Source organism: Streptococcus infantis, assembly GCF_021497965.1.
Classification (GTDB): Bacteria; Bacillota; Bacilli; order Lactobacillales; family Streptococcaceae; genus Streptococcus; species Streptococcus infantis_B.
This window is the reverse complement of record NZ_CP046525.1, coordinates 1,620,282-1,638,750: the sequence shown is the minus strand read 5'-3', so window position 1 is coordinate 1,638,750 and position 18,469 is coordinate 1,620,282. Positions and strand designations below refer to the sequence as shown.

The following is an 18,469-nucleotide window of genomic DNA, read 5'->3' as shown; positions in this document are numbered from 1 at the left end:
TGTACTGTATTGTATTGGCAGGTTCTAGTAATCTTGCTCAGGTACTGTAGTAATGAAACGTAAATTTTCTAAATAATATTAGATGAGTGTTCTTTAGAGAGGAGAGAGCAGTGCTCTCTCCTTTTTAAAAAGTATAAAGACTATGGAGCCATTAGATGAAACTATCAATTCTAATTACCCTTAAACGAAGAAATTATTTCTATCTCAAACTATAAAAGCTATTCTGAACAGCTAGAGAGCATGATATGTCGAAAAAAACTATTGATTATGAAATTCTCATATAGGATCGCGATGGGAGTAGCGAAGACTTTAGAACTAATCAATGCTATTTGCAAACGAAAAACCGCGGGTCAAGTATATCAGCTTTAGTAGAAATTTGGACGCTGAGAGGGAATCTTGCTGGTTTAATATGTACTGGCGATGCTGTTTGGGGATGGATGGCGACTTGCAACGATCCGCCTTATCTGATTCCCCTCTTTGTAGATGCTTATAAAGAAGGTTATGATCTTGTCAGTGGTCAGAGAAGTCGAGAAGGAGAGTCTTTCGTAGGAAGTTACTTTGCTCGTAGTTTATAAATTTTACTAACCACTCATGGATGTCATTAACAGGACGGGAAATTCAGAATTACGTCTCCTAAGCAGAGAGCTGTGGATGTATTGTTCCCCATTCCAGAGTATAATCGTTCAACAAAGGGCTTTATAGTGGATGGTTTTAAAGAGAAGTACCCTTATAAAATGAGTCTCTCCAAGTGCGTATAGCAGGAAAAAGTTTAAATCGGCTTTAAAAAGTCTATGAAATTATGCTTTCCAGGGAATTATATCATTTAACGATCGTCGCCTCAGAAATTTGTATCCAATTTGGATTTGTCAGTATGTTCGTCTCTGCTCTACACATTGTGTAGAGTTTTGCATATATATCTTTCTTCAGAATACGAGTGCTATTTCACGACAATAGCAGCGATTATCTGTTTTAGTAGTGTGCAATTGATCTTCATCGGTGTACTTGGAGGAGTATATTGAAAATATTATACGAGGTGAAACAATAGTCCTCACTTTTTCATCGCGAAAAGCAATATTGACCACAAGCTGAAAAAGATAGATCGGTTAAAATGACATTAGGAGAAATCAATCATGGAATAAGTGGTAAAGGGTGGCAAGAGTTGAAGGGAAAACATCCAAAGCCTTGCTTTATACGATGAGTTGCCTTATTTCCAATGACCATCATGTGCTTGTTTGTTCTTCATGGGTAGCTATTCCCTTTGGGAATAAAGTTCTGATGGCAGTTGACTTTGGTAAGCAGTTATATCCGCTTTTTGGCTTACTAGAATGACGGTACTTACTGTGATATTTAAAGCAAGTCGAACCTACTCCTTACGAAATCTCTCTGGTGGAGATAGGATAGGGTTTTAGGCTATTATTAATGAGTCCTTTAATATTTTTTATTATTATCCCGTCAAAACACTTGGTGTAGCAGTCTTTTAACTATTGGCTCAGATACGGTTTGCAATCGGACTTTTTTCTCTCATTTTTCGATTCAGCGCTATAAGGGTGCAGAATCACGTATGTGGTTGTTTAACCTTTTTGTTTGCAACAGCCGATGCTCTTTCCGGAATGGCTCGTTTCCTATCAGCGAACGTAATTTTCTATGATGCCATGATCATGCTACTGCTGTTATCATCTATCTGGAAGAGATCTGGATGTGGAAGAACCCTAATCGCTATGCTTTTTTTAGGGACTAACGGTCTTTCTTCAATTCTATATGGGTATTATGATTTCGATTTTATCGTCCTATACTCTTGCGATTAGTTTCGACACGTCTCTCTATCCAGGGAACTTGAAACAAAAACTAAAACAATTCCTAAGTCCTGGTAAAAACATTTGCCCTACGTCATTGAGTTGCAAACAGCTTCGGTAATAATTGTGCAGTCTTTTTACAATCTTATGCGAGAGTGAGTAATGGGGCAGGTTGAGATGCCATGAGGTTTTCTTTTGCCTTTCAAATTAATCCTGTGGATATCCTATCGAAGCTGCTAATCGGGGCTTTGATACGACTCTGGTTGTCGACTGCGACCTAACCTCCCAAATATATATACGGTGCAGTTAGGGATTCTAGGTTTCATCTTTACTTACATCGAAACAGGTAGCCAAGGAAAAACGTTTGGGCTTGCAGTGTGTCACCCTAATCTTCTTGATTTCCTTTCGTTAATGAATTTGTAAGTAAAAATAGGCATATTGGGACCAAAATCAGCTGGAGTCTTCTTCGTTCATGGTTATCTCGTTCTTTATGCTCGTCTTAGCCTATAAGGTAGTGAAGGGACAAGTAGCAATTCTCGCATAGGGAAGTTGGCTTTCAGTGGTGTTACTGGTTTTTATCAGCAATTTATCTCATACAAAGAAATTAACCTATCTTCCAAAAACTCAACTGAAGGCTTCGACTCAATTTCTATCAAAGAACTTTATTGTATTTTGGATTTATATTAGCTATACTGGCCGCTTCTCTATCCTATTGGAGTCGTCTGTAAAGTCCTAAAGTGAAAAAAATGGTATTCATGGCATTGATAGCTGGGGCTGTCGTTCTTCTTCAGGAATTCTTCTCCAAACGGGTTAATCTCTTCTCAGGTGTAGTTACACCTTGCTGGTCTATTTGGCAGTTATCTCTTATTGCGCACAAGATGACCAGATTGGCAATTCTTGCCTTGTCACCTAACCATCTTTGAATTAGGCTATAATGCTTATCTTCTCAGTGACCTTTGGTTATGCAGACGTAGATAATTTGTAGAAGCACAAACAGTATCTGTGAAACAGGTCACAGGATGATGTTCAAAAAACAAGGCAGATCACCATTCTATCGAATCGCTACTACTTTTGCATATTCAAAAACAGTGCCGTCACTGGTCTTACCAGGTCTAAGTACCACTTTATTCTAGAATTAGAGCGTACCAACAGGATCAATTTGCTTACATGGGCGGACCAAGGGTATTAACCGCAGCAAAAACTGAGTATGAAAATGGAACTCTGTTAACAGATGCCTCTACGGTGTTCGCTATTATAGGATTTGTCAAGGATCTGGAAACCTGTCTGATGAAAGAAGCTCATCCGAGAGAATGTATTTCACTCGTTTTGCACAGGCCGTTTTGGACATGCGCCGTTATTTCACGAGTAAGGTCTATGAAGAGAGCAGCTATATTGGTCACCCCCCGAAAAATCCACAAATTCTTTACATAGCTGATGGAACAAATGATTGAGTAAGAAATATCAACTTTGGTAAAGAATAACGCTATCAAAATCAAAAAAATCATCATCAACTCTAGGAAGGTGTGAAAAAAGGGCGAGGAAAATTATACACTAGACTACTTACGCTAAAAAACTCTGGGCCTACGGAGATGATTGAAACAGAAAAACCCTAAACAGTGGAAAATGTTGACAAGAAAAGGGAACTGCAGTCTACAGCGTGTGGATCTTCTAAGGTGATGAGTGGTTCGTTACCATTACTCCTCGAACTAGACTGACTATTACTCTTTGTGCATGCAAGTTTCTAAATTCAGAAAAAGATTAACTCAGTCCTCTGAAAGGGCAAGTGTCTCATTCCAAGAGAAATACCGCACCCGTCAACTCTGGCAAATCGCAGATAATGCATTGATCAGAATCTGTACTGAGTTCGTTTTAAAACTGGATAAGTTGACCTTTCAACGCAGGTGTTATCGTGCAGAGATCAGTCAAATTCAAAGGGCTTTAGAAAACGGAAGGCACAAGGCCTACAAGTTGAGAATTCTCAATACTTATATCGTCGTTCAGTGATACACGGATGACAGTAAATATATGATGACTTCCATCCCTTATAGTGAAGGTTGGAAAGTGAAAGTGACGGTAAGTATGTTCTAGTGACAAAAGCTTGGAACAGTTTATTTCTCCCGATTACTTCCGGAAAAATAAGGTAGAATTGTTTCTCTCAGAAAGATGGATTCAGGAGCTCTACGACTCCATCAGTCTATCACTCGTTACGCACACCTCAGAAGAGACGATACAAAAAGAAGATAAAAAGCAAGGTCAAGGAAGATTCGGCGCTCATAGCTCTTGGTAAGAACTATGTGTGTATCACACCCATCAACACGCACGGTCAGGATACAAGTCAGCGACGAGTCTTTTGCAAATGACAAAAATCTTAAACTTTTTGACTCAAATATGCTTGTCAAAATAAAAGAGATGTTGTTACAATAAAATCAAGATAAAGAACAAAGGAGAAAAAAGACATTGCTAAAAAGTCTAAACAGAGCTTCGGGTCGCGATGGCTGAATTCAAACAGAGGCTGGCCAACTAGCTGGCCGTGTCCAGGCCAAACCATCAGTTTGCATGAGCGGGATGAGTTACACTCATCACGTCATTGCCCTGTAGATTGCCTCTCAGATATTTCCATGAGCCGGTCGTTCCATGAGCGTTCGAGTCGCTTTCGCTTAGAGGAGGATGAGTGATGAACAAGTATAAAATGATTTATTATCATGTATCGCGTGTTTATCGTGAATCTTTTGGCTATGATTGGAAGTCTATTGGTGGTTTACAGATCGTGAAGCAAGTACCTCTTCTGGAATAATATAGTGCTACTGTTAGTTTAGATGGTAGAGAAAAAAATAAAGTTAAAGAGAATCCTCAAAGGAGAAAAGTTATGAAGAATTTTAGCAGGTTTTCAATCGGCCCCCCCGATACAGAGAACAAAGCACTTTCAGGGTTTGTGTCAGGTTTAGGAAACTATTTAACATTCAAGCCAATATGCGTTCGTTGGTGACAGTCTTCTGTTTCTCTCTTCGACGGAGATTGGGATTATAAACAGTAAACTTATCTATGCCTATCTAGAAGGTTGGCCTTGGGAATGACCCCTTGTGGGATGGAGCAAAAAAAGCTAGAAATCAAGATATCTCTTTACTTGTTGTTGTTTGCTTTTGGTATCACTCTGGAGCAGGGGCTTGGACCGCTATCTCGAATCAGGTAAAGCTTGGGTCTGGTTGTCTGGTCGTTTTAGAAACGGGTAAAAGATGGAAAAGAAACAATCATTTGTGCCATGAAGATTTTCTTGCAAGTGTTTTATTAGGAATATTTGCTGGTTTCCTGAGTCTGTAATCCTTTAGTATACAGCCAAGAAGCAAGTAATTACTTGCCTCGTACTCAAGTTCTTGGTTGGGGCTGATTACGCAATCCTAACATTTATATTCACTAGAAAGTCATCAGCTTATCGAAGTATCAAAGAGAGAAGAGGATGAAGGAAATGAGCAAGACTACCTTGCGCTACGTACGCTTCTTAGATTATGCTACAGTAGCTTGGGATGTTGCCAAATAGGATGCTATCCCTGCCTACTTTTAGATTTAGGAGGTTTAGGCAAATCAGTAACACCCATACTTGTGTGGTTGTAGGTATCTGAGTCGGGTGGATACTGTCTCAAAATCATAGGCAAGGGTTCACCAGCCAGCGCTAACTATAAACTTTCAATTATGGCGACGCCCAAGAGTTCTTGGATACCTCGATACTGATGATGAGGGAGAAAAAATAGGCTGAGATGAAGAAGATTACTTGATTATTCAAGGTCACACAGCTCCTCATCCTGCTACTATGTTTGTCTGAGTCGTGCTATCTCTAGTATTAGGGACAAGTACAGTTGGTTGATCTACCGTAGCAGTTGTCATCCATTTGTACACGAATGTTGACATCAGTTGCGAAAACAAAACGTTAGTTCAAATAGGAGAATATTATGAAAAACTTAAAAAATAGGGGGGTGGGTGTGAGGTTAAGGGGGGGGAGGAAAAAGGGGGGGGGGGAGTGGGGGGAGGGAGGGGGGGGAGGGAGGGAAGAAGGGGGGGGAGAAGGGAGGGGGGGGGAGAAGGGAGAGAGGGGGGGGGGGGGGAGGGAAGGAAGGAAAGGAAAGGGGGGAGGGGGGGAGGGGAGAGAAAAAAAAAAAAAAGGGGAGGGGGGGGGGGGGGGGGGGGGGGATGGGGGGGGTGGAGGGGGGAGGGGGGAGAGGGGGAAAAGGGGGGGGCAGGAAAGAGGGGTTGGGGAAGGGGAGGAGGGGGGGGGGGGGGGAAAAGGGGGGAAAGGGGGGGGGTAAGTGGGGGCGGGTGTGGAACAAAGGGGGAGGGGGTAGAGGTAAGGGGGGGGGGATGGGAAGAAGGGGGGGAGAGAGGGGGGTGAAGGGGGGGGAGGTGGGAAGGGGCAAGGGGAGGAGGAAGGAAAGGGGGGGGTGGGAGGGGGGGGGGGGGAGTGGTCTGGTGGGGGGGGAGGGAAAGGAGGGGGGAAGGGGGATGGGAAGGGGGGGGAAGTGTGGAGGGGGGAGGGGGGGAGGAGGGGGGGGGAGGGGGGGGGTGTGGTGGGGGGGAAGGGAGGAAGGAGGTGGTAGGGGGGGAAGGGGACGTGAAAAGGAAGGGGGAAAGGGGGGGGAGGGTGGAAGGGGAGGGGGAGGAAGGGGGGAAAGGGAGTGAAGGGGAGGGTAGGGGAAGAGGGGGGGGTAGGGGGGGGGGGAAAGGGGGGTGGGGGGGAAAGGGGGAGGGGGGGGGAAATGAGGGGGGGGGGAGGGGGGGAAAGGGGGATGAGGAGTAGGGGGGGGCTTGGGGGAAGGAAGGGGGGGGAGGTGAGGGAGGGAGGGGAAAAGGTGAGGGAGGGGGAGGGGGGCGGGGGGGGGGTGGAGGGGGAGGGGGGGAGGGAGGGGGGAGGGAGAGTGGGGCAAGGGAATGAAGAAATGATCAAGACTACCTTTCCTACGTATCGCTTCTTAGATGATGCTACGTAGTTAATGTTTTTCGCCAAATTAGTATGCTATCCTGCCTACTTTAGATTGTAGAGGTTAGGCAAATCAGTAGCACCCATACTTTTGAGGTTGTAGGTATCTGGTCGGGTGTAACTGTCTCAAAATCACTGCAAGGTTCGTAACTATAAAACTTTCATTATGGCGACTCCAAAGGAGTTTTGAATACCTCGTACTTATGATGAGGAGAAAACAGGCTGATATGGTAAGAATCTTACTTGATCTTATTCAAGTTCATCAGCTCCTCATTCCTGCTATCTTATGTTGTCTGTTAGTCGTGCTATCTCTTAGTAGTAGGACAAGTACAGTTGGTTGCTCTACTCCGTGCAGTTGTATCCATTTGTACACGAATGGTTGCACAGTTGCGAAAACAAAACGTTATTTCAATAGATAATATTATGAAAAACACTTAAAAAAAAAATTGCTGGTTGCCCTTGCTTTCTTTCTTTATTATGATTTATACTTCATTTCAGGTTGTAGGTGTGGCAGCGATGAAGTTTGGGAGCACCTGACTACGTTTTTGTCCTGTTTTATGTCTTATTAGCAGACTTACCTTCGTTACCTACAAGTGGTATAAGAACAGGAACTGTTACGATTGAAAAACAGCCTCTAACAAATACATCTGGTTACTGCCTTAGTATTGGCCTTTGTCATTGTGATCAATTCTTTTTGCCAAATGAATACATCAGTCAATCAACAGACGGCGAACAATGGACTCATAATCAACCTTCTCCTTTCTTGTCTTTATGGTAGTTGTATTTGCACCCCTGACAGAAGAATAACCTTATAGGTATGCTAGCTCCGCTATGTCTTCCCTCACAGGATAACATCAAGCAAACGTTCTCTTTCTTCTTGTAAGTAGTATCATTTTGCTCTCTTCATTTCCCTGGCACCCCACAACCAATTCCTATTATGCTTCACTTGGCTTTACTTGGATTGGCTTATATACAAAGTTGGTATAGCTTATAGTATAGCTACATGCTTTTGAATAATTTAATCGCTTTTTAATGATAGTCATGCTATAATAGACTCAGGAGAGTCATGAAACGAGTGATATTATTAGCGTGTGTCATGGCAGTTGTTCTCTTCTTTATCATTGGAGTGCTTGCATATGCTTTAAAAGGGGATTTCTTTTATAACTATTTAGCAGTATCTTCGCACCAATTGGCAGGTATTTGCGATTTGCGACGGCTTAGTGCACGGAGATTGTTCTCTAAGAAGGCAGCAAGATTGCGGAAAAGCGTAAAAAATAAAGAATACTAATCCAGCGAATGAACTGCTGTTTTTTCCATTTATGAGAGGGGAATTCTCTCAACTTTCTGATGATTTTCATGAAGAGCCTGCGCTTTTTTATGTAAATAGTACAGAATAAAAAGAGCGAAAACATGAACGTAGGATTTATTCTGGTCGTGTTCGTGAGAGCACATCGGACAAGATTACCTTGCAGGCTGGTTGCTCGTCGTCGTGACTTGGGTGGATGATCTTTACGACCCTTCGTGACCAGCGAAGGATCATGCAGTTGGTCATAAATCCGAAAGTATCTGCGAGTGATGGTAACAGCTGAAAGCCTTCGTAGCGAATATGTTTATCGAGTGACTGGACAAGTTGCTCACTTGACAGCAAATGACAAGTTGGCGACTGGAGCGGTTGAATTGAATGTAACACTCTTACTGTGCCTTACATACAGCTAACCAACACCATTCGAATCAAGTATGGCATTGAAGCAAACGATGATACCGTCTACGTTAAGCCGTTAACCTGATCCTTCGTCGTCCAAGATGTTGGAAAATTTAAACTTCGTGCCAAGGTAACGCATCTATCCGTACTACTTGTATGAGTTGGAATTAATCGATGTGGAAACACCATTCCTTCTAAATCAAGCCAGAAGGGGCGCGTGACTATTTGGTACCATCTCGTGTCAATAAGGGCATTTCTTATGCTCTCTCAAAGCCGCAGATTACAAAACAGTTTTTGATGAATGCTGGATTTGACCGTGGTCGCCTTTGGAGAACTTCATTCTGACTGGCAAGATAATAGTCTCAAGACATCACAGAAGGCTTGATTGCGCGGGAGTGATGAAGGAAACAAAAGGCGCGAATGTGACTTACCATTCCGCCATTCGTACTGACGTATGTAGTTCATGCCATGGCTCTTTAATGTTTCTGACACACCTGACACTCGTTTGGAGATGTGGCTTTCCAAGACTTTGACACATAGAAGTTGTCAAAGGTTGTTGATTTCAAAAGTCTTTTCAGAAGGGCCCTGCGTCTCAAAGTGGGGGCCATATGTCGTAAAGGTGGCAGGGCAGATAACTACTCACAGTAAAGGCATTCTCGACATAGAGTGAACACGAATTAGCCAGCGCATTATGGGGCTAAAGGTCTTGCTTGGGTCAAGGGTTGTTGACGTGAATTAAAACGGTCCAGTTGCTCATGGTGTTCTTGACATGGTATCGTCAGTGAGATTTGGACAAGGCAATTAGGTCTTGAAGATAAGGACGTGGTTCGCTTTGTAGCCAGATACGCTTGAAGTAGCTAATGCAAACACTTGGTGCCCTTTCGTGGACGTATTGCGAAGGAACTAGTCCTGATTGATATGACAATTCACTTCCTCTGGTGTTGACTGGCCAATTGTTTGAATGGTCTGAGAGAATGGCCGTTATATGAGTGCCCACCCATCCATTCCCTTCCTCAGCAGAAACAGCTCAGGACTTGAGGAGATTTGAGCCACGGTTCGTGCCATTGCCTACGAGTTCCGTCTTGAATGGTTATGAACTTGGTGGTGGTAGCCTTCGTATCAACCAAAGGACTCCAATAACGTTGTTCACAAGCTCTTCGCTGCCTCAGCGAAGAGGCCAATTGATCAGTTTTGGTTTTTCTTTTGGTAAGACTATGGACTATGGGGCATTCCCCCACACGGTGGCTTGGCTATCGGACCCTTGCACCGCTTGTCATGCTCTTAGCTGGAGAAGAATAAGTCCGTGAAGTGATTGCCGTTTCCTAAGAACACAGGCCACTGGACCCAATGACGCAGCACGCATCACAGTAGCTCTAACAATTAGAGAACTTACTCTACAGTAGAACAGAATGAACAACGAAAACTAACTAAAAAGTGTGGTACATTATCTGCGGCCGCTTTGCTTATCGGGTGAAGTTTTCGTGTTTTTGCAAGGTATCTCCCGAAGAAAAAATAAGATGACAAAAAATATCAGGCTTCTCTGGTATAATGGTTTTCTATCAGCAGTACCGTCATTTTTTTCTTCCAACCAGGGCATGTTTTCAAGTGTGAGCAAACAGTTTAGCTACCGATTCATTTCTGCGCTTAGTAAACACTGGTTTTTGGTCTTTTTATTTCCTCGATATCAGTAGCCTTTTACGCCATCAATATCCCAGCTGATGGATTTTACCTGGTACCAATTGGTACAGAAGTTTACGATTTTTACCTTTAATCACGGTAATCACCATGAGCTGCACTCTTTAATTCCAGTTTGTGCCATTGGTCGTCTTTGACAGAGGACGCCACCGATTCATCAATGATGCCCTATTTTGGGGGTGTCGTGTTATGGATTGGGCATTGGCTTGCTCTAATCGCCATAACTATCTATCCAGCGGTGGAACAGTATATTTGTCAGCCTGACCTTCGTAAAAGAGACAGTCGAAAAAAAAAAAAAGTCCGTGTAGTATCTCCTCTATAGTGAACGGTACAATTTTATGCTGATCTCCCAGGATTGAACCTTTGTGGTCTGGAAATTGCTCCTCTATTCTCATGATTACTATCTGTCTCAAGTCGTGTAAGCAGATGCAGTTTTCACCAAACTAAAACGATGCAGGCCATGATTGTCACTAGTATCCAGTGCGGGTAATTGAGAATCCCACATAAATTGCACCGTGGGGCAACTATGATCCATATCTGAGGAACTTATAATCACCAACGTAAAGCTGTTTTGATACGTCATCACCGTGCAGAGTTTCATGATTTTAAACACTCATGAGCAGTTGATTCCGACAGGCCTTTGTTTCTGTATCTGAAAAATGGTTCAAATTTTAGGGACGATTTGTCGAGGTCTGTGAAACTAGTCAGCTAGACAAATAGAATATACAAAAACCACTCTAATACTGATGAGTTGGTTTTGTTCTATTTTTACAATGATTTTCGTGTGCAAAGCAACTCTGACGATGAGCAGATTGAAAACGATTTTCTTTGAGCATCATTGTGATGATTTGAAGCAATCGGTTTCAAACGTGAAGTTCGTGCCCAAGTCGATCTCGCGTTGTTGGTGGCACGTAGGCTGCTAATTTAAGCTCGTTTACAGAGTCAAAGCGGAAGAAACGTCGGAACATCAAGCTGGTGTTCGTTGAGGTAGTTATCTAGACACCTCAGAGCTAAAGAGACTCTCGTTTGTAATAATATGCTCGGTCTGAGGATCGTGTTTTGACAGGATTGTTTGCTGCAATATAACCCTTTTCTATCAGAAATTCATCAGCTATAAAGGTAAGATGTGCTCTCCTAGGGATAGTTTGTGGTCGTTGCAATGGGCTTTGCTCGTAACCGGTCCAGAGCGGTGTCCCCTGGGTAACATAGTTTCTTTGTACCTCCGATAAGGCATTCGACTTGCAATCACTTTTTTTGATAAAGTATTTGCTGTAGCAGTCATAGCCCAGTATGTACCTGTATCATATATCACGAGTGGGATCAATGGGGAAAGTGATTTCCAAGGATACAAGGAAAGGAATTGGCTCCATCGACGACTAGATTTAACTAGAGGGTCATTTTTCTTGGGCATACGAAGATACGGAGCCGTCAACACGCTTACCATAGACCATCTGAGAAATGCTGTCAAGAGACTTCTTTTTCGTTTTTTTTCCAGTGGCGATTTTGAATGGCATAGTGGATTTCTGATGCAAACCTGTGCAATCCCTCCTCAGAACACAGAAGGAAACGAAGGGATTTTGGATAGAAAGCATCAGGTTCGTCTGGAAGAACCAAACCAATGACCTGGGTGTAACCTGCTAACTAAGCTCGCGCATTGATGAATTGGGATTGTCGTTGAGTTCTTTCATTGCCTGATTGCGAACTCGTTTTTTTTGTCTAATCGCTAATGGTTGATTTTGGTTTTTTGAATAACCGGGTTAAGGTTGAGAGGTGAAACCCCTGCGCCTTGGCCACGTCTTTAATCGTACCAGCATACATAATCTCTACTTATTGTAGTCTGTGGGGGGGGGGAGAGAAATCCGAAAATGCGTTTTGTAAATATAGTGACCGATTTACATGAACAAATCAATATTTTGAATAGTAATCAAGTTTGACAATGTTTTGGCCTATAGACCGAGAATCAATGGCAGAGCAAAGTTGGTAAATCCTAAACAATTCAAGATGAAATGATAGCACTCTTATAGGGTTTTTTTTTTTGTTGTTTAAATGAGAAAGACGTGATTTTTTCGTAAAGTATAGCAAGAAGGCGATAGCCTAGAGCGACCCGGAAAAAATTAAGTCCACAGAGGAAACTATAAAGCCTAGCCAAGAAAGAGGCTAATATAGGACACGATTCTGTTGGTACCAGTGCGTTAAGTCTTCCTTGTTTTGGAAAACTGTCAGTCGTGATCGCATTGATAAGCGAATGCTGGTTAGTTCTTTTCCTTGCTTGCTGATAACCGAGTGCTCAGGTTCAAAGTGAAAGAAGTTAATTCCTCAGGGAGTTTGAACTAGGAAGGTATCTCAATTGAACAGAGCTTGATGAGGGATTGATGCCCGTATAGCCTTAGGTACCATCTACAATTGAGCATTCTTAGCTAGATCCTGAACGACTTTCAGTCGTCAAAGGAGCGTAGACATCATCGATAAATTTCTAGGGATAAGTCTCTGAGAGCTATTCTGGATGGCAATAGGAACCATAGACCAAGCTAATCAAGAATATATGGTAAAAAAACAGTTGAAACCAGTTTAGACCAAAACGATGAGAGAGGGCTTCGGAATCCACAAATACTATTAAAATAAGAAAACGGATATGGTAACATAAATCTCTTCTATAGCATTTTTCTATCCGAGATATATAAGAGAAATGGTTTTATTCAAGCGGGGATAAGTATGAATCCTGGTAAAGTGAAGGTTTGTAACATCTGTCACAAACAAAAGAAGGCCTTTCTCGATAAGCTCGATTTCATCAGACAATCTAGTTACCAGTTCCTCCCCCCCCCCCCAAGCAAAAGTGGGCGAGGGTTTATATACCCTGTCGCCACCGTTGTTATCCTGAAACGAAGTTCTTTGCAATAAAAGAAGAGAGGGTAAAGATTGGAAGAGCATGAGGATAGCACCGCTGAGAAGTAGGCGATCTTCAAGTTCTTCGCATTGCTGAACGAAGGTTTGTAGTGACACGGCAACTGTAAAGGACTTTTTTCACGAAGAGCAAGAAACTAGAGAGGATATAGTCTCCGAAAGGGTCCATGAAGGCCCAGAGGCTTGCTACAGCAACTCATGGCGAACAAGAGGGAGAACGATTTGCCAGAAGCGGCGGAAAGTGTCCTGCACCTCAAGTTTGCAGAATCATCAAGAGACATGGGTACGGTCTGTAAAGAACCTTTCCATCAACAAAGAGTTTATGGGATACCACACCGACGTTATAGAGAAGATGAGGAACCAGCTAGGTTAGGGCGTTCAAAACATGAGTAGTGCCATAACGAAGAAGGCAGTCAAAGCGGCCATTGTAGGCAACATTTGGATAATCAAGAAGAAGACCAAACTTTGCTTACGAGGCCAGAAGAAGTTGTAAACGGATGTAGGCATAACCAGCCAAGTACGATAAATACTTGTCTCGAACGACCATAGTGACCAAAGCGATGATCAAGGTATAAGTTACCATGTGCCGGACAAGGTTTCTGTTAAAGAGTCCTTTGAAGTTATCAAGACTAAGGTTGACATGCAGTCGAGTTTTAAAGGCCACAACGTTACCAGCCTTGAAGGCTGACATAATCGTGATAAAGTGGATAAATAATGACGATGAAAGTCCGATCAAGTAGAGGTAAGTGAGGGTTTGAGTCAGTCTACGTTGAGTTTAATGAGTTATTCATCTAGACGTCATCCATATCAAATCGCGTGTAGTTCTGAATGCAACATAGAAATAGAGATGACAATGATTGAAATAACAAGGTAACGGCAGCTGCCATAGAGTATGAGGAGCTGTACCAGTTGTCAAGCGGTAAATCAATGAAATCAGATGTCTGGTTATTGAACAGCTCCACCACCGACACTACCAGGACCCCCACCATGAAGAGTGTACATGATAGAGAAGGTTGTTGCAGGTTGAAGGTGTATGGCTGATTCAAAAAGTAGGGCCGCAACAAGCAAAATCATGGGAAAGTAATGTGCGGAATTTTTGCTAAAGCGTTTGCACCACGATATAAGCGTTCATACAAGTCATTGGAATAGACTAAGGTACCGGAGTCAAGACATAAAGATCTAAGGGATTCCAAAGCAACCTTGCATCATATCAAGGCGATTTTAGTCCAAGTGGTTTGTCTTCCAAGGAAAAGAACGCCATCTAAGAAATGGAAGAAATTAGCAAAGATAGGGCCAAACTTGGGTGTGATAGCACCGACACTATCGTTATTAAACATGGTTGAGAAGTCCAAGATAGTGATTGAAGGCTGGAACAGCCCAAGGAAGAAGGAAGATAACACCAAAGATACGTTTCCCTTGATGAATGGTGGTAGCAATAAATAGCTGTAAAGATACCGGTACGATGCCAAAGTAGATTGCAGATAAAGCCTAGATAATAGTCAAGAAAGAAACAAAGGAACCGAAGGTCTGAACGGAAATTATCAAGCTCCAGATGTTTGTGAGGTTATCAATCCAACCCAATCCAACAATTATTGGGTGTAAATGTTGGAAATCTTAGTGGGAAAGGCAATCATCAAGGTTACAAATAAACTGGGAAGGATGATTAGCAAATGTCATGGACAACATAAGAGGGGATGATGAGTAAGTACGGGAAACCATTTCATAGCTTCCTTACTCATATCCTTCAATGTTCAATGGGAACCAGGAATGCCATTATTAATACGTTTGCAATCGTATATGAGGCTCTTTTAATTATTGGAAAATATAAAAGGATAGGTAAACAATTCCAAAAGAGAGTGGAATGCACACGAATCAACATGAAGAGAGAGTTATCACGACCAGGTTTCTCACCAAGAGTGATTAAGTTGCTCAATTCAGGTGCTGCAAGTACTATAAAATAGAGGACGAAAGCTACTGTTACAGCAAGGAAGATAAAACCTTTAGCTTTTTGTTTGTTGTAGATTTGTCCCAACCCAGGAATCAATGAAAGCAAGGCTGCTTTTTTTGGTTGTTGTTCCATGAGTGCTCCTTTCATAAGATACGAGCTCTGGGCTCGATGATAATCAGCAAGGCTGCCGAAACATTGTCAAAATATCTAAAAATTAAGGGGGATCTTTAAATAATCCCCCTTGAAGCAATCAATTAGTTACCAAATTTTTGTTGGATTGTTTCTTTGATCAATGTTACAGCATCATTAGCAGCTGTTTTAGCATCTTTCTTACCGCTTACAGCGTCAAAGAGCATTGTTTTAGCTGGGTCCCAAACTGTTGACATTTGAGAGATGTTTGGCATTGGTTGAGCGTTTTGGAACTGTTTGATAACAGCTGTAGTCAACTCATCGTTTTTACCTTCAGCGTAAGCACGAGCTTCAGTGTTAGCTGGGATTTCGTTAGTAGCATCGTAGAATGCTTTTTGTTGGTCAGTTGAAACAAGGAAGTCTACAAATTTTTGAGCGCCTTCAAGGTTCTTAGTGCTTGATGGGATAATCCAAGCTTTACCACCACCAAAGGCTGCATAGTTTTTGCCGTTTGGAAGAGTTGGGATAGTTGCAACACCGTAGTTTACTTTAGCGTCTTTGAATGCTTGAGCTTTCCAAGGACCGTCGATGATTGCAGCTGTTTTACCTTCTTGGAATTGAGTTTGGATCAAGTTTCCAGCACCTTCAGTATCTTGCATACCTTTAGGCCATTTGTCGTACCAAGTCTTAGCGTATTCGATACCTGCGATAGCACCATCGTTAGCAAGACCGATATCTTTAGGATTTTTACCGTTGTCGCCAAATACGTAAGCACCGTTACCTGCAAGAAGTCCGTATGCATAGTAGAAGTTAGTCCAGTCAGCTAGGAAAGCAGTAGTTTTTCCTTCTTCACCAGCAAAAGCGTATTTGCTATCTTTAGCAAGGTTTTCTAAGTCAGCAAATGTTTTTGGAGCTTCTTTAATCAAGTCTTTGTTGTAGTACATAACAAGTGACTCGATAACAGCTGGAGCACCGTAAACTTTTCCACCAACAGTTACAAGAGATTTAGTAGTGTCATCTGTTTTAGCACCGTCGCTCAAAGTTACTTCTGAAAGTTGTCCGTCAGTACCAAGGCTACCTACACGGTCGTATGGAGCCATCATAACGTCAGCAGCTTTACCTGATTGGTTATCAAGTGAAAGGTTGTCGAGTCCACCTAATTGGTCACCAGTTTTAATAGTAACTTTTACACCAGCTTCTTTTTCGTAAGCTTTTGCAGCTGATTCAGCGAAGGCTTTATATTGATCTTCAACGTAGAAAGTGATTTCTTGACTTCCTGATGTAGAAGAATCAGCAGCTTTATCAGCAGTTTTGCTTCCGCAAGCTACCAAAAGCAAGCTAGCAAGAGTAGCAGTACCAAGTACGGCAGCGCTCTTCATGAATTTAGTTGACATAGTGTATTCCTCCTAAAGAATAACAAATTTTAATTTCGAGGAAACGCAAACGTTTTCCCTTATGACCATAGTATAGCACAAACAGAAAACGGTTGCAAGCGTTTTTTATAAAAATTTTTTAAAAAGCTTAAAGTTAAGAAAAACAGAAAACGGTCCCTATAATAGGAAGAAAAGATAAATAATCAAGGAAAAATGTTCGGAAATGGAATGAATGGAAACGATTGCACATTTTTTTTAAAAAAATTATCAAGGGCAGAGAAGATGATATAGTAAATTTTGTTTTTAATAATATGAATAAATCCAAAAAAAGTTTTTTAAAAACGCTTGCATTTCTTTTGGAAATGGGTTATACTTTAATTAGCGCAAACGTTTGCGCAAAAATTGAAGTAATTAACAATATAAACACTTGAGGTGCTAATATGAAAAAACGTCAAAGCGGTGTGTTGATGCACATCTCATCACTTCCAGGAGCATACGGAATCGGATCATTTGGTCAAAGCGCCTATGATTTCGTTGACTTCTTGGTTCGCACGAAGCAACGCTACTGGCAAATCCTTCCTTTGGGAACAACTAGCTATGGGGATTCTCCTTACCAATCATTCTCAGCCTTTGCTGGCAACACACATTTTATCGACCTTGATATTTTGGTAGAGCAAGGTTTGTTGGAAGCAAGTGATCTTGAAGGTGTGGACTTTGGTAGCAACCCAAAAGAAGTAGACTACGCTAAAATCTACTATGCACGTCGTCCGCTTTTAGAGAAAGCTGTCAAACGTTTCCTTGAAGTTGGAAATGTCAAAGACTTCGAAAAATTTGCGCAAGAAAATCAATCATGGCTTGAACTCTTTGCAGAGTATATGGCGATCAAAGAGCATTTTGACAACCTTGCTTGGACAGAATGGCCAGATGCAGATGCTCGTGCTCGCAAAGCTTCAACTCTTGAAAGTTACCGTGAGAAATTAGCTGACAAGCTTGTTTACCACCGCGTAACCCAATACCTTTTCTTCCAACAATGGTTGAAATTAAAGGCATACGCTAATGACAACCACATCGAAATCGTTGGAGACATGCCTATCTATGTGGCTGAGGACTCAAGCGATATGTGGGCTAATCCGCATCTCTTTAAAACAGATGAAAACGGAAAAGCAACACACATTGCAGGATGCCCACCAGATGAGTTTTCTGCAGACGGTCAACTTTGGGGGAACCCAATCTATGACTGGGAAGCAATGGACAAAGATGGCTATAAATGGTGGATTGAACGCTTGCGTGAAAGCTTTAAAATCTACGATATCGTTCGTATCGACCACTTCCGTGGATTTGAGTCTTACTGGGAAATCCCTGCTGGTTCTAAAACAGCGGCACCTGGTAAATGGGTGAAAGGACCTGACTACAAACTCTTTGCAGCTGTTAAAGAAGAGCTTGGTGACTTGAACATCATCGCAGAAGACCTTGGATTCATGACTGATGAAGTTATCGAGCTTCGTGAGCGCACTGGCTTCCCAGGAATGAAAGTCCTTCAATTTGCCTTCAACCCAGAACATGAAAGTATCGACAGCCCACACTTGGCACCAGCAAACTCAGTTATGTATACAGGAACACACGATAACAACACTGTTCTTGGTTGGTACCGTGATGAGATTGACGATCCAACACGTGAGTACATGGCACGCTATACAAACCGCAAGGAATACGAAACAGTAGTACATGCTATGCTTCGTACAGCCTTTTCATCAGTAAGCTTTATGACTATCGCTACTATGCAAGATTTGCTAGAGTTGGATGGTTCAGCTCGTATGAACTTCCCATCTACTCTTGGTGGAAACTGGTCATGGCGTATGACAGAGGATCAATTGACTCCTGCTGTCGAAGAAACTTTGCTTGACTTGACTACAATTTATCGCCGAATTAATGAAAATTTGGTAGAATTAAAGAAATAAGACA

The 18,469-nt window shown here is 42.2% G+C and carries 7 protein-coding genes and 2 pseudogenes; 5 read left to right on the top strand and 4 right to left on the bottom strand.

Going from position 1 to position 18,469, the window contains the following annotated elements; all coding sequences use genetic code 11:
- Positions 1 to 155 precede the first annotated feature (155 nt).
- From GOM46_RS08505 to GOM46_RS08495, 4 genes and pseudogenes are all read left to right on the top strand, one after another.
- Positions 156 to 1,076 (top strand): annotated as a pseudogene (locus GOM46_RS08505) (glycosyltransferase); the annotation flags it as partial.
- A gap of 1,472 nt (positions 1,077 to 2,548) precedes the next feature.
- Complete coding sequence (locus GOM46_RS07965) at positions 2,549 to 2,716, top strand: hypothetical protein (protein WP_235083540.1); 168 nt, start codon at positions 2,549 to 2,551, stop codon at positions 2,714 to 2,716.
- A 5,618-nt stretch (positions 2,717 to 8,334) separates the two neighbouring features.
- The gene (locus GOM46_RS08500) at positions 8,335 to 8,475 is read left to right on the top strand and encodes a hypothetical protein (RefSeq protein ID WP_414930181.1); all 141 of its coding nucleotides are present in this window, start codon (positions 8,335 to 8,337) and stop codon (positions 8,473 to 8,475) included.
- A 211-nt stretch (positions 8,476 to 8,686) separates the two neighbouring features.
- Entirely contained in the window at positions 8,687 to 8,806 is a 120-nt protein-coding gene (locus GOM46_RS08495) for a hypothetical protein (RefSeq protein WP_414930180.1), read from the top strand.
- Between the two features lie 4,219 nt (positions 8,807 to 13,025).
- Here GOM46_RS08495 and GOM46_RS07955 read toward each other — a convergent pair.
- The 4 genes and pseudogenes from GOM46_RS07955 to GOM46_RS07945 form a co-directional block, all read right to left on the bottom strand.
- Positions 13,026 to 13,848: pseudogene (locus GOM46_RS07955) on the bottom strand (ABC transporter permease subunit).
- Between the two features lie 154 nt (positions 13,849 to 14,002).
- The gene (locus GOM46_RS08340; RefSeq protein WP_265324762.1) at positions 14,003 to 14,131 is read right to left on the bottom strand and encodes a hypothetical protein; all 129 of its coding nucleotides are present in this window, start codon (positions 14,129 to 14,131) and stop codon (positions 14,003 to 14,005) included.
- Between the two features lie 670 nt (positions 14,132 to 14,801).
- A complete protein-coding gene (locus GOM46_RS07950) occupies positions 14,802 to 15,137 on the bottom strand; it encodes a DUF5683 domain-containing protein (protein WP_235083539.1) in 336 nt (111 codons plus the stop codon).
- Between the two features lie 122 nt (positions 15,138 to 15,259).
- Positions 15,260 to 16,528 carry an extracellular solute-binding protein gene (locus GOM46_RS07945; RefSeq protein ID WP_006149580.1) on the bottom strand — a complete coding sequence of 423 codons (1,269 nt, stop codon included), beginning with the start codon at positions 16,526 to 16,528 and terminating at the stop codon, positions 15,260 to 15,262.
- Between the two features lie 419 nt (positions 16,529 to 16,947).
- Between GOM46_RS07945 and malQ the strand changes: the two genes are divergently transcribed.
- The gene (malQ, locus tag GOM46_RS07940; protein WP_006149656.1) at positions 16,948 to 18,465 is read left to right on the top strand and encodes a 4-alpha-glucanotransferase; all 1,518 of its coding nucleotides are present in this window, start codon (positions 16,948 to 16,950) and stop codon (positions 18,463 to 18,465) included.
- Positions 18,466 to 18,469 lie beyond the last annotated feature (4 nt).

Bases quoted from the DNA above. Each gene is read 5' to 3' on its own strand.
- GOM46_RS08340 (WP_265324762.1), bottom strand. From the start codon at position 14,131: ATGATTTTGCTTGTTGCGGCCCTACTTTTTGAATCAGCCATACACCTT.
- GOM46_RS07950 (WP_235083539.1), bottom strand. From the start codon at position 15,137: ATGGAACAACAACCAAAAAAAGCAGCCTTGCTTTCATTGATTCCTGGG.
- malQ (WP_006149656.1), top strand. From the start codon at position 16,948: ATGAAAAAACGTCAAAGCGGTGTGTTGATGCACATCTCATCACTTCCA.
- GOM46_RS08500 (WP_414930181.1), top strand. From the start codon at position 8,335: ATGGTAACAGCTGAAAGCCTTCGTAGCGAATATGTTTATCGAGTGACT.
- GOM46_RS07945 (WP_006149580.1), bottom strand. From the start codon at position 16,528: ATGTCAACTAAATTCATGAAGAGCGCTGCCGTACTTGGTACTGCTACT.
- GOM46_RS07965 (WP_235083540.1), top strand. From the start codon at position 2,549: ATGGCATTGATAGCTGGGGCTGTCGTTCTTCTTCAGGAATTCTTCTCC.